The 13,159-nt window shown below is 44.8% G+C and carries 12 protein-coding genes and 2 pseudogenes; 8 read left to right on the forward strand and 6 right to left on the reverse strand.

The window, feature by feature from the left end; genetic code table 11:
* Positions 1-22 precede the first annotated feature (22 nt).
* Positions 23-655, forward strand: a complete 633-nt coding sequence (locus tag HRE53_RS09350; protein ID WP_212663188.1) for a chorismate lyase — start codon at positions 23-25, stop codon at positions 653-655.
* 121 nt (positions 656-776) lie between these two features.
* Here HRE53_RS09350 and HRE53_RS09355 read toward each other — a convergent pair whose 3' ends face one another.
* Positions 777-1,760, reverse strand: a complete 984-nt coding sequence (locus tag HRE53_RS09355) for an alpha/beta fold hydrolase (RefSeq protein WP_235110128.1) — start codon at positions 1,758-1,760, stop codon at positions 777-779.
* Positions 1,761-1,928: 168 nt separating this feature from the next.
* Positions 1,929-2,228, reverse strand: a pseudogene (locus HRE53_RS09360) (transposase); the annotation flags it as partial.
* 41 nt (positions 2,229-2,269) lie between these two features.
* On the opposite strand from HRE53_RS09360, the pseudogene HRE53_RS09365 reads away from it, so the two are divergent.
* Positions 2,270-3,509, forward strand: a pseudogene (locus HRE53_RS09365) (IS256 family transposase).
* A gap of 46 nt (positions 3,510-3,555) precedes the next feature.
* A complete protein-coding gene (locus tag HRE53_RS09370) occupies positions 3,556-4,041 on the forward strand; it encodes a hypothetical protein (protein ID WP_235110129.1) in 486 nt (161 codons plus the stop codon).
* Between the two features lie 112 nt (positions 4,042-4,153).
* Here the strand turns inward: HRE53_RS09370 and HRE53_RS09375 are convergent, their stop codons facing one another.
* Positions 4,154-4,579, reverse strand: coding sequence for a DUF6444 domain-containing protein (locus HRE53_RS09375; protein WP_235110131.1), 426 nt, complete (start codon positions 4,577-4,579; stop codon positions 4,154-4,156).
* A 462-nt stretch (positions 4,580-5,041) separates the two neighbouring features.
* Between HRE53_RS09375 and murJ (HRE53_RS09380) the strand changes: the two genes are divergently transcribed.
* Positions 5,042-6,712 carry a murein biosynthesis integral membrane protein MurJ gene (gene murJ / locus HRE53_RS09380; protein ID WP_235110133.1) on the forward strand — a complete coding sequence of 557 codons (1,671 nt, stop codon included), beginning with the start codon at positions 5,042-5,044 and terminating at the stop codon, positions 6,710-6,712.
* A gap of 406 nt (positions 6,713-7,118) precedes the next feature.
* On the opposite strand, the gene HRE53_RS09385 is transcribed toward murJ (HRE53_RS09380), so the two are convergent.
* From HRE53_RS09385 to HRE53_RS09395, 3 genes are all read right to left on the reverse strand, one after another.
* Entirely contained in the window at positions 7,119-7,649 is a 531-nt protein-coding gene (locus tag HRE53_RS09385) for a hypothetical protein (protein ID WP_235110134.1), read from the reverse strand.
* A gap of 292 nt (positions 7,650-7,941) precedes the next feature.
* On the reverse strand, positions 7,942-8,370 hold the full coding sequence (locus HRE53_RS09390) for a hypothetical protein (protein WP_235110135.1): 429 nt from the start codon (positions 8,368-8,370) through the stop codon (positions 7,942-7,944).
* A gap of 143 nt (positions 8,371-8,513) precedes the next feature.
* The gene (locus HRE53_RS09395) at positions 8,514-9,377 is read right to left on the reverse strand and encodes an aspartoacylase (RefSeq protein WP_235110136.1); all 864 of its coding nucleotides are present in this window, start codon (positions 9,375-9,377) and stop codon (positions 8,514-8,516) included.
* Positions 9,378-9,557: 180 nt separating this feature from the next.
* Between HRE53_RS09395 and HRE53_RS09400 the strand changes: the two genes are divergently transcribed.
* The 4 genes from HRE53_RS09400 (at position 9,558) to HRE53_RS34320 (ending at position 13,048) form a co-directional block, all read left to right on the forward strand.
* Entirely contained in the window at positions 9,558-10,490 is a 933-nt protein-coding gene (locus HRE53_RS09400) for a LysR family transcriptional regulator (protein ID WP_235110137.1), read from the forward strand.
* Positions 10,491-10,722: 232 nt separating this feature from the next.
* Complete coding sequence (gene murJ, locus HRE53_RS09405) at positions 10,723-12,306, forward strand: murein biosynthesis integral membrane protein MurJ (protein ID WP_235110138.1); 1,584 nt, start codon at positions 10,723-10,725, stop codon at positions 12,304-12,306.
* Between the two features lie 85 nt (positions 12,307-12,391).
* Positions 12,392-12,628 carry a DUF6737 family protein gene (locus HRE53_RS09410; protein WP_212663194.1) on the forward strand — a complete coding sequence of 79 codons (237 nt, stop codon included), beginning with the start codon at positions 12,392-12,394 and terminating at the stop codon, positions 12,626-12,628.
* A gap of 288 nt (positions 12,629-12,916) precedes the next feature.
* Positions 12,917-13,048, forward strand: a complete 132-nt coding sequence (locus tag HRE53_RS34320; RefSeq protein WP_255801345.1) for a hypothetical protein — start codon at positions 12,917-12,919, stop codon at positions 13,046-13,048.
* Positions 13,049-13,159: the final 111 nt, after the last annotated feature.

Consider the following 13,159-nt stretch of genomic DNA (forward strand, 5'->3'; position numbering starts at 1 on the left):
TTGAAAAGTTTTGTGAAGACCTTTGTTAGCAAACGCTGATACCAATAATCAAGTTCCCCTCACCTCCACCTGGCATCATTTAGATGTCTTATGGCAAGCCGATCAGGCTCGCATTCAGCCCGGCCTTCCTTACTATCAACTCTCTCCCACCTGGCAAATGTTGATTTTGGGAGACGGTTCTCCCACCCGCCATTTGCAGCTCCTCACGGGTGAGCCGACGGAAGTTGACGTGATTGATATGTCCTTTGTCGGGGCTGAGCAAGACAATGCCCCTGACTTAATCAAAGCGGTTCCTGGTCCTCGATTGCGTCGTCAGGTCTGGCTACGGACTCCTTCTGGTCAGCGATTGGCCTATGCCACCTCTTGGTGGGAAGCCAGCCATGTAGATGAGTATTTACAAAACCGCTCTCTACCGATTTGGGCTAGTTTGTCCCAGTCTCGCACTGAATTGTTCAGAGATATTCGCCAAGTTTTGTGTGGTCAATCCGAGGCGTTATCTAAAGCTTTCGATCATCCAGGACCGTTTTGGGGCCGTTACTATCTATTTTGGCATGATGGTCAGCCCTTGACCTTGATTTATGAGGTTTTCTCTCCCCATCTCAATCAGTATTTGGGGCCTGTATCCAGCAATCTCCAGTCGACTCAGGTGTCATAGGCTTGGCTGGATGAATGTTTTAGCAACACTGTTATGCATGCCAGAAGGAAGATCATATTGCGTTTCTGGTTTGCGGTTGCTAGAGATTGTAAAGCACCGTAGTGCCATGACTCTTATAACGTTAAACGTTTTCAATCAACTGTCGAACTGCATTGACGACTAGCTCAGGCTGATCGAGTGGGATAAGATGCCCACTGTTTTCTGCAACGATACGTTGGCTATTGGATGATAATTTTGTTAGGTCTAATTGGAGTGCTTCCCATCTCTGGAATCTTTCATCACTCATTTGTGAATCTTGAGACCCTTGGCTCAACACAGTCAAAGGCAGACTACCCAGTGATGTAACTGATTGAAGTCCCTCAAAGCTTTTGTTGATATTGGCGAATTCACTGGATGCGGTTGCCCAATAGTCGGGACGGTAACAGAAAGATTTAAAGGTATCAAATAAGGTTTGTACTGCTAGGGGATATTTTTGAATGTCTCGTTTAAGGTCTTTAAGCATAGGTAACAAATTCATCTCCCCGATTAATCGCACCACTCCAACGTGGCTGACAATCCTCAAAACCTGATAAAACCAAGACATCCTTTTTACGCGTCTCCATAGTTCAGAGGTCATCTGATTTTCATGGGAAGAATCAACTAGCACTAATCCAACTACTTCTTCTGGATATTGACTCGCATACAGTCGCATATTGACGCCACCCAATGAGTGTCCAACTAAAAGGTAGGGAGGATTAATCTCTGCTTGAGTCAACAGTAAATGTAATTCATCAACGTTCTGCTGACTGGTGCGAGGGTTACTGGGATTGGGATCGCTCCAACCGAACCCTGCTCGATCATAGGTACAAACACGAGTGAATTTCGAAATTTCAGATGGAACTAAACCCCATGAAATGGAAGGAGCACCACCACCAGCATCCATAACAACCGTTGGTGTACCCTGCCCAATACAGTTGAGATGCAGACAAAATCCTCCTATATCGACCAGTTGGCCTTGTGGAGGATATTTGCGTCGATCAGCCGCTTGGCTTATTCTTTGATAAACCATTCCCAACAATAATCCGATGGTGGTAATACCTAGGGAAAACACGAACCATTTTTCCATGATTTCTGCAGCAAAGTTTGAAGGCTGACGACTATCTACAAGTATGTCTTGCTGACCAATCTATTGGCAGCATAAGGTTTGGGATCAGTGGCCATCGCGTATCTTAAAATGTCCAAATAAGGAGTTTCATTCCGTATGGGATAGGTTTAGCTAAATTACGATAGTTAGTTACTGCCCAGGCTGAAGCATTGGCACAACAGGAGTACCAACAAAAATACTTCTAAGTGAATCAAGTACAGGGATATCTTGCTTTCTCAAAGTCGAAATATAACCGCGAATGCGGCAGAATTGCTGGGCACCAGTCAACGAGCGGAAGCAGCCTGAGATCTTCTGCTTCAATTTCATCATGCGAATATCCCGTTCAGCCTGATTGTTATCAAAGGGAACCTGGAAATCATACATAAAGGCCAGGACAGCAGATTGGTACTTCTCCAGTCGGTCGAGAAGATGAGACTGATCAGAGTTTTGTGTAAGCGGTCTAGAATCCAAACACACCAGGAGACCGCATCATGTCTAGAAAGAAACAAGTACCCAATCGAGTTGATGAGCTATTGGATGAACTCATTGGAGAGAATCCACAGCCAGAGGATATTCTGGGCGAATCAGGACTGCTCAAACAACTCAGCAAACGCCTAGTGGAACGAGCCTTGGCAGGTGAATTGACTCATCACCTGCATCAATCCTCCGTCGATGAGCGTTCTCATGGCCCTAGAAACAGTCGCAATGGTTACTCGAAAAAGACCGTCCAGACTGAACAAGGAGAGATGGACCTATCGATTCCTCGCGACCGTTGCAGTGAGTTTGAGCCTGTCCTCGTGCCCAAAGGCCAGCGACGTATCGCGGGACTCGACGAGAAAATCATCGCCTTATATGCTCGTGGCATGACCACTCGTGATATTCGAGTCTCAATTGGTGGAGCTGTATGGGGCCAATATCTCTGAGGGTCTGATTAGTGACGTCACCAATAGTGTCATGGAGGAGGTTAAAGACTGGCGCTCAAGACCATTGGATGAGGTGTATCCGATTGTCTATCTCGATGCCCTGTATGTGAACATCAAAGTCAATGGCCAAGTCAGCAAGCGAGCCGTCTATGTCGCGCTAGCGGTAACTGTGGAGGGAAACAAAGAGCTGTTGGGATTATGGATAGGGGCTGCCGAGCGGGAGGGAGCAAAATTCTGGCTTTCAGTGCTCACAGACCTTAAAAACCGAGGCGCTCAGGATATCTTGATTGCTTGCTGTGATGGTCTCAAAGGCTTTCCCCAGGCGATTGAATCGGTTTATCCCGATACTCAAGTTCAAGTTTGTATCGTTCATCTCATTCGCAATAGTTTGCGCCATGTGCCTTGGAAGGAAAGTCGAGCCGTAGCTGCAGACCTCAAGCCCATTTATCAAGCGGCCACTTTGGAGGAATCTGAGGCTGCCTTGGATGCGTTTGCCAACAAATGGGACCAGACGTATCCTGGCATCAGCCAAATCTGGATACGGCATTGGGATAATATTGCTCCGTTGTTTAAGTACCCAATGGCCATCCGAAAGGTTATCTACACCACTAATGCCATTGAGTCGCTCAATCGCTCACTGCGAAAGGTGATTAAGACCAAAGCTGTCTTCCCGAATGAAGAGTCTGTCTACAAATTGATGTTTCTGGCGATGAGGAATATCTCGAAGAGATGGACCAGACCGATTTTGAATTGGAAGGCGGCGCTGTCCCATTTTGCTATTCTGTTCCCAACACGATTCAACTATTGAATACGTTACGGCTTACACAAAAATCTAAACACTCTCTAATCGTTCCGTGCTTTGGTTCAACCAATGGACTCGCATTGACGCAGTGGCTCAACAACTTCGTAGCACCTCTGGCCAGTCGTTTCGGCACTACCGCATTCATCAACGCAATGGCGAAGTGAAGGAGATTTGGGCCTTTAGCAAAGTCGTACGCCTCAAAAAAATCGGACGCAAACGGATTGTCATTGTTCATGAAACGGAGGATTTGAATGATACCCCTCGCTTTTTAGTGACTGACGCGCTGCACTGGGATGTCTCGCGCATTGCCATCACCTGGAGCTATCGCTGGCCCTGTGAAGTTTTTCATGAGTTTACCAAAGGCATCTGTGGCCTGGAATCGGCTCAGCTACGCAACGAGGATGCGGTCAAACGCCACATCGCTTTAAGTTGTCTGGCGCAGTCGTTGCTCCAGGATGCGCCTGTCGCTGGGGAACATCTGAAAAATTTAGCTTTGCAAGTAAAACGCCAAGCATTGGCCAGAAGCTCTACGGATTGACTCGTGAGGTTTTGCATCCGCTCGTACAGTTTTGTCAATCACTCTTTGAACAAGGCCAATCTGTCGAGCAAGTTGTGGAGGTAATAATGCCAGCCTAGACCTAATTATCCCTCTATAAAAATAAAGAAGTTTGCCAAGTCGTGTGTAATGACAAAGGGGGTAATTCATGAACCTGCCTAAGGTCATAGTTGTGGGCTGCTACTTCGGTTAAAGAGGCACCACATTCTTGACACTGAGTCACCGGATGTAACACCACGGCATCGACGGTATCACGCCATTCCAATGTGCGACCAGGATGACCTTTTTGCCCGCCACTTTTGCGTTTACTCTTACCCCGTAGACTTTTTGTCCGCTTCCCAAAGCCATCGCCTGAGGGTGGTTTACTACTGTTACGACTATCCTTGTCAAGACGTTCTTCTAGTCGCTCTATCCGCTCGATAAGACGGGTGACTAGCTCAACAACTGCATCCTCACCTTGATGGTAGATTGCTCGAATATCAGATTCACTAATGTTCTGATCAGAGACTTTCTTGTTCAACGGAAGATCATGGATTGACTGCTGTTGTGCTTAAAACATAGCGCCAGAGAGAGTTATAACTTCATTCTCAACACAATGATTTAAGCCTGAGCAGTAACGATAGTTATACGACACTTGACTGATAACACCTCTGTAGAAGGATATTAAAAAGTCACTGCCAGATAACTTCTCTCCAAAAAGATTAGATATCATTTGTCGGACAATGCGCCTTAACTGAATAGATATACGACACATAGGAAGTAAACCCCCTTACAAATCACAACATTGAAGTAATCATCCCGTGAACAACAGTTTTATCAACAACTGAGTTGGGTTATCTAGGTGAAGTTAAAAAACGGCAATTATTTCTGTAAAGATCTGAAATGTTCCGGGTAGACAAGACATTTTTGACTAGCGATGATTAACCCAAGATCGGAACATGCGCTTAAATGGGTGAGAATTCCATACGTCATTTAAGCATTCGTGACCAATGCACCTTCTAAACCTGGCCGCTCTCTAGCAAGAATTGCCACTATTGTTGCGATCGCAACCCTGATCAGCAAGGTGATTGGCGCTGCTCGTCAGATGACAACCGCCGCAGTCTTTGGAGTGGGTCCAGCGGTAGGCGCTTACGGCTTTGCCTATGCGATTCCCAGCTTTTTTTTGATTCTGCTAGGTGGGATTAATGGTCCGTTTCACAGTGCCATCGTCGGTGTGCTCGCCAAAAAAGAGCGCAGCGACGTCAAACCCGTCATTGAAACCATCACCACTCTGCTAATCGGGGTATTGCTGCTGGTGACCATTGGCTTAATTATTTTTGCTGAACCGATTTTGCGGTTAATGGCTAGCGGCCTGTTTATCTCTCCAGAAGATGCTCTGCGCCAAGGCATTGATCCAGCTACCTACGCCATCACCCAACAAACTCGGCTGATTGCGATTTCCCAGTTCAAAATCATGGCTCCCATCGCCCTTTTCTCTGGCCTGATTGGCATTGGGTTTGGAGCCTTGAACGCTGCCGATATTTACTGGATGCCCTCCATCAGCCCGATTTTTTCGAGCTTGGCGATGATGATGGGTCTTGGAATCTTCGCACTCCATCTGGAACCAGAAGCTTCTTCGTCTGCCAATGCTTTGCTGGGGGGACAAGTCTTAGCTTGGGCAACCTTAGCGGGTGCAGTCGCCCAGTGGCTGATTCAATTGCCTGTCCAGTGGCGTGCTGGCTTAGGAACGTTAAAGCCTCGCTGGCAATGGCATCATCCCGATGTCCGTGCAGTGTTGAAGGTATTGGGGCCTGCCACCTTTGCCTCTGGGATGCTGCAGATTAATGTTCAGGTTGATATTTTCTTTTCTTCTCTGATTCCTAACGCCACTGCTGCTGTGTCCGCCTGGAGCTATGCCAATTTCTTGGTGATGGCTCCCCTGGGTATTCTCTCTAATACAATTTTGGTGCCCTTTTTTCCTGTGTTCTCTCACCTAGCAACATCGGGCCAATGGGACGACCTTAAAAGCCGCATTCGTCAGGGAATTGTGATGACAGCGGTGGCAATGTTGCCTTTAGGGGCTTTTATGATTGCGCTGGCTTTGCCCATTGTACGACTCGTCTATGAGCGATCAGCCTTTAATGCTGAGGCATCACAACTCACTGCCAGCATCCTCGTTGCCTATGGGTTGGGGATGTTTGTGTACTTGGCACGGGATCTGCTGGTGCGAGTGTTTTATGCCTTGGGAGATGGCAATACCCCTTTTCGAATTAGCCTGGTCAGCATCTTGTTTAACATCCTGTTTGACTTCCTCTTCGTTAAACCATTGGGTGCTCCAGGTCTGGTTCTGGCCACGATTGGGGTAAATATATTCTCGATGGTGGCCATGCTGTGGTGTTTAAACAAACGCTTAAAGGGATTAAACCTAAAATCTTGGATACAGCCCCTAATGGGTCTTACAGGGGCTAGCGCTCTGTCTGGGCTAGTGGCGTGGGGACTTTGGGCCGGAGCAGACACGGTATGGGGCAGCCAAGGTTTTCTCTTACTGTTGATCAATGTGAGTATCGCTGCTCTGGGCAGTTTTACAGTTTATGGGATTGCAGCCAAGCAGTTAGGCATCCCAGAAGTACAAGTATTCCTAAGTCGTATTAGAGCCAAAATCCCATTCATTTGAAGGTTGAATTATGAATCAATGCGCATCAATCTTACTCCCTTCCCGCCATAAGATCGTGCATCTAAATATCATTGAAATTCTTATTTATCAAGAATCTGAATACCCAATCTTATGCTGGGATGGGAGTAAGTCCTTTCCAAAAGCCCATTTTCACTAAAAATTACCCACATCAAAACGGACCAATTCATAGCAGTTCCAATGCCCAAGAGAGCCATTCTCACAGTGGTGACTCAACAAGGGTGGCTGCCCAATACAACCTGCATTAAAAGGCATTCCAGTTGCCTATGATCTGGTATCAAACTCATCATTCATCGATAAAAGCTCTCAAGCAATATCTAGCCCCCAGGCAAAGATTAGCCAATTCCTCTTACGAACTCATGCTGGTGAACTGGATATAGCCGTGATTCTAAGTCGCTTTTGATTTACGCCAAGAAGCGACAATCACTTTAATCATGAAGTACCCAAGACATATGATTAGGATGGCGGATACAGCAGATCCCCAAACACCTGGCGCATTAATATATGTGCTTTGCCTGAATTGAAGCAAACCCAATACACCTCCTAGTACATAGGCAATGCCAAGGAGAAGGCCAAGCTTTGAGTGAGTCCTGCGCCCCGCAGCGAGTACCCCCCACCCTAAACAGCAATAACTGACTTCCAGATTCATCACGGTTACGGGTATAACTGGAGCAATAACGAAGAACTGCCCCGAAAAAGCCAATTTTATGCCAGACAAAATTGTAAAACTAGCGATGATTAAGCCGTAGCCTTTGCATAAAAAGGGGAAAGCCAAAAACGTTAATACCACCAGTAGATAGAAGATTGGAGCCCCGACAGATACCATCCACCCCAGAATGCACAATCCAGATATATTTCTAAATAAATCTACGAGCACCCAATACGGCTTGTCATTTATCTGTAAGTTTGTTTCCTGCATCCTCTTTTCTAGTTCTAATTCTGCTAGTTTAACTCTCTTGTAATGCTCGATTTTTTCTAGTCATATTTTTTTATACTAGCTTGAGTATTATTAATCGATATTTAGCCTGCCATAAGTGTCAGACTAGCCTGCTAGAAAGGCTTCTGTAACTATTTTAGAATTCATACCCTTATTATTAAAATGTTATATAAGTGAACAGAACTAGAAAATCTTTAGAAGCTTAAAAAAACGAAATTTTTATCTAGTTTATGGATGCTATCTTTGTTCTCTTGATTCCCATCCGATAGAGCCACTAAAAGGAGGCACGTTTGTATCCAGAGTTAGCAAGAGTGAATCTAACACATATAGAGATATACTCTCCCCAAAGGCTTACTAGAGGTCCCCAGTTAAAGTTAATCTCTTGACTTGTAGGAGGGACTAAAAAAGTACATTCTTTTTCAACAGGAAGCTTATCTATCTCTTTAGATGTAACCGTGAGCAACTGAAAATTTACATTAACTACTATCCACTCAGACTTATGCAATCTAGAATAGACTTTTACATCTACTCGGTAAATATCTCTAAAATATACAGAAGAAATACTTGAAGACAAAAAGCCCTGATTCATCTTTAAGTATTCTTCAACTTCAAATACTTCACAGGCTTCTATATCTACATAGACAGGCAAGTTTTCCCAATCCCAAGATTCGATAAATATTTTGCCAGCTAGTTTATTTGACATTAAAATACTTCCTGATTTAAGAATTCTTATTTATAAAAATTCTTGAACTCCAGATATATCAAGCATTAGATATTGAATTCAAGAATTAAAATAATTATTAGAAATATTTATTGCATATTAATATTGTTGACTACAATATCTTTCTAAACATAATCAATTGGATGATTAGTTAGCTCATCAAGCTGAACACTCTTCTTTCGAGTTAGGCTCATTGCTACCTTTTTTTCGTAATACGCAACTTCATTAACAAAAACAGGATAAACAGTCAATCTTCCTTGATAAGTGATGATCTCACCATCAAAGGTCATAAAGATAGGATCACCAGAATTCAGTGCCTTATAATCTTGACCCTCAAGCTGAGGATGAATCATAGCAATCATCACACCTTCATTGCTCCTGGGATAATCGATGGAGTTTACATATTCATAAACAGTGAGTAATGTGTTTTCAATTTCAATAGCATTGCGATTATGTAGAACAACATAATCGAGAATTTCATACACTAGTATTTCAGTTTTTTGGAGCAGATCTGCCTGTAGTGATCCATGACAAATTGGACCGACCTCGATACCAAATCTATACTTAGCAATCGATCGGAGTGAATCCTGAGCGCGGCCTGAAATAGCAGAACTATAGATTTTAAGATCAGGTATTCTAGCAACCAAATAGGCCGATAAATTCAAAATAAATGGATCAAGATGATCCAGGATTAGCATCAGCCCGACATTAGAAGTGGTGGAATGTTGATCAACAACTAGATCTATAGGTGTATTCTCAGACAGCCCAAATTGATTACTGATTTCTTGGGCTCGTTGATTTTCATAAAAGCTATTATTCTTTTCATAATCCAGTGCTTGAAAGTTAAAACAACGATTCAAATCTTTATCGATATAGCGTACACATTTATCTATTGCCTTCGGATTACCTAATAGTGTCAATGTTTCAAAACTAGATCTATTAATAAGCTGAGGAGATTGCTCAAATTTTTTTAATAAGATATACCCCAATCAGTTCATTCCCGTGAGTCCCACCCACCAGCAAAACACGTTGGATATTCATATCTTTCTCTTTATCGTTTAGCTTGCATCACTAAGCTTTTTGCTTTGATGACAACAGCATATAGAAAAACACTATGATAGAATCACTGTTATTGACATTGTTATATGACTAATTCGTCATAATAAGAGATGAAGCCTCCAAGATGGCATGAACTAGAATTTCGACATCTTGAATATGCGATCGCACTCAAGCAACACAAAGGATTTGTTCAAGCCGCCATTGCCCTGGAGTTAGACCAAGGCTTTTTAAGTAAGCAGATTCAACGACTAGAAAGAAGGCTGGGCTTTACCCTCTTTGATCGCACAACCCGTCCCCTAGGACTCACCCATGAGGGAGAGGCTTTCTTAACGCGAGCGGAGCAAATCATTGAACAAGCCCAAAGTGCCGTTGAATTGGCTCAGGATATTCAGGCAGGGAACCGTGGGCGATTAGATGTAGGAATCAATACATCCATTGCCAATAGCCAATTACCCCGCATTATTAAAACTTTTCGTCAGCAGTTCCCATTTGTAAATCTAGCCCTTCATGAATTAGCGTCCTATGACCAGATTGAACAATTACGAAATCATCAAATCGATGTAGGTTTCTTCCATCAACACAATTTACAAAGTTTGAGCCCAGAGGATAACGAGATTTTTGCAGATACCTTAGTCCTCCAGGAGTCTCTCGTTCTTGTTCTACCTGAACAACATCCCTGTGCTAAAAAGTTAACTGTTGCTCTTGCAGAGCTTAACGGCCAAGATTTTGTACTCCCCCCACAGGCTTTGCTCTATAGTTTGCGAGATCAGATTGATCAGCTTTGTCTAAGAGCAAACTGTAAGCCCATCATTGTCCAAGAAGCAAGCTGGATTACAACTGTGCTGAGTTTGGTGGCTGGTGGTATGGGGGTGTCACTCTTACCCGCAAATGTCAGAAACCTGCAGCGTTCTGGGGTAGTTTATCGCAATATCCAAGAGCCCTCTCCCCTATTGGACATTGTTGCCGTTCGGCGCACAAACAATCCATCAACGACGCTGGGAAATTTCCTCAAAGTGATTGAAGGTTTATTGAAGATCGAGTGAGAATATCGAAGCTGGACAGACAAAAGACCCCAGTCATCGGCTTAGTCTCCGTCTCATCATGATGCTTTTTGAGATTGTCTACATACCAGGTTATCGATCCCATATCCCAGACTATTGCTTTTCGGGGTTTGATCGTTCTGGGCCAAGATTGGCACTCGTAAAATATTATTTGCGTTTCAAGGTGCTGATATGCGCTTAAATAAGTGAGGATTCTTTACGTTACTTAAAATTTGTGGCCGACTCAGCTCCCAAACGCCGTCGCTCCCTAGCGAGTATTGCAACCATTGTTGCGATCGCAACCCTGATCAGCAAGGTCGTCGGTCTAGTGCGACAGCAATCAATTGCGGCTGAATTTGGGGTCGGTCCCGAAGTAGATGCCTATAACTTTGCCTACGTTATCCCTAGCTTTCTGTTTATTCTGCTGGGAGGAGTGAATGGTCCCTTTCACAGTTCCGTCGTCAGCGTCCTTGCCAAACATCCCAAAAAGGATGCCGCAGCCTTAATTGAAACTGTCAATACCTTAGTTGGAATCTTGCTGTTGCTGCTGACCGCAGGGTTAATGCTAACTGCTGATCCACTGATCACCAGGCTAGCGCCAGGGGTCTCCACCGATGTCCACACCATGGCGGTGGAACAGCTCAGAATTATGGCTCCCCTAGCCTTCTTATCAGGACTGATTGGTATCGGCTTCGGCACCCTAGTAGCGTCCGATCAATATTGGCTCCCATCCATTAGTCCTTTGCTATCTAGCGTCACCGTCATCATTGGTGTGTTGTTTCTCACGGATCATGTGGGGGCCTCCGTTATGGCCTGGGGAACGCTAGCGGGTGGGTTACTGCAATGGTTAGTCCAAATCCCTGCTCAGTGGGGATCCGGCATGGGAACTCTGAGGCTTCGCTTCGATTTCAACCGACCGGGTGTGAAAGAAATCGGTAAGCTCATGGGGCCGGCCACCCTCTCCTCTGGGATGCTGCTGATTAGCGTCGCTATTAGCTTATTCTTTGCCTCTCAATTAAAGGAAGGCTCCGCCTCTGCCTTAACCTACGCTCAGCTCTTATTCCTAACGCCTTTGGGCATTCTTTCCAACGTCATCCTGGTTCCCTACATGCCAATTTTTTCCCAATTGGCAGCCCCAGAAAGTTGGACTGATCTAAAAGACCGGATTCGCCAAAGCCTAGTGCTCACCGCCATGAGTATGATGCCTACAGGTGCGCTGATGTCCGTCTTAGCATTGCCTGCTGTACGAATTGTCTATCAAAGGGGAGCCTTCGATGATTCCGCCTCCCAACTGGTGGCCTCTCTCTTAGTGGTTTATGCCTTTGGCATGTTCTTTTACCTAGGCCGAGATATTTTCGTCCGGGTGTTCTACGCCCTAGGAGATGGCAATGTTCCCCTGCTGATTAGTTTATTGGGCTTATTCTTTAATGCCATTTTTTGTTTCTTCTTCACCAAAACCTTTGGTACACCGGGGTTAGCTATGGCCACCGTCGGAGTCCAGGTCTTCTCCATGGCCGCTCTCGTCTGGATTCTGAATAAACGCTTGCATGGGCTACCTTGGGCGACCACAGGAGGTCCAATTTTAGCCTTGGCTGTCAGCAGCCTGATCTGTGGCTTCACAGCCTGGATAGCCTTATATGGCTGTCAGCTAATCCTGGGAACAGAAGGAATCATCAGACAGCTCGTGACCCTAAGTGTATCGGCAGGTGCAGGGTTATTGGTCTTTGCCGGACTCGTGATTCAACTCAAGTTACCGGAGATGGATTTCTTTGTGGATCGGTTGCGTCAAAAGCTTCCCTTTCTAGCCCGTAAGTCTTAGTACAGTCTGCCTCCGCCCAGATACAGGGTGGAAACCATCATTAGGCTATAGGATAATGCTGAGTACTGTCTTCCTAGCAAGCCCTATGGATAATTCCTATAACCCATGGAACTACAAACCTTGGTGGTGTCAGCCTTGGTCCATTTTGGTAACGGGAATCACGCTAATTGCAGGGACCTGGTTAGTGACCAAAATTATTTGGCTGACCATACTCGTGGCTCTACCGGTTTTGGCCTGGATGGGGCTATTTTTGATACTTTGGCCTCAGGCCATGAAACAAGCCCAGACTGAACAGCCATTGACCGATGAACCAGAAGCATGATGAACCTTGGCTTACCCAGCTTGAACACTGTTGAAAAGGCTGCAGGGGCAATCTCATTCCTCGCCCCTGCAGCCTTTAAGTTTCAATTTATATTGATAAATTTGCTGCCCTAAATATCTTGCCTCTTACCCATTACGCTAGTAATAGTTCGCTCAAATATTTATGCTTTTAGCATGAGAGAAATAAAATATTTATCTCCATAAAAAAATAAATATTTCACACGTCACTTGTATTAGAGATTACATTTTGGGGCTGTTCTTTTTTCTATCTTGTCTAAGGAATAGAGGAATGTCCCAGGTAAAACCAGCGGACAACCTCCCAGCCAAACCTCATTTACGAAAAAGCGTAAAGTTATTGCACGCCAAGGCTTTGTCATGGATTGACGCCCACGATGCTGATGGCATCTTAGCGAAGATGTAATCTCAATATAAGATTTGTCCCAAACATCGAATAGTAGAATGTAGCCATAGCCCTAAAAGATTACTTAAAGCCATCATTCAAATTTTTGAATGTGACTGTCCTGAGTCTAAA

It is taken from the genome of Acaryochloris sp. 'Moss Beach' (assembly GCF_021497025.1).
Classification (GTDB): domain Bacteria; phylum Cyanobacteriota; class Cyanobacteriia; order Thermosynechococcales; family Thermosynechococcaceae; genus Acaryochloris; species Acaryochloris marina_A.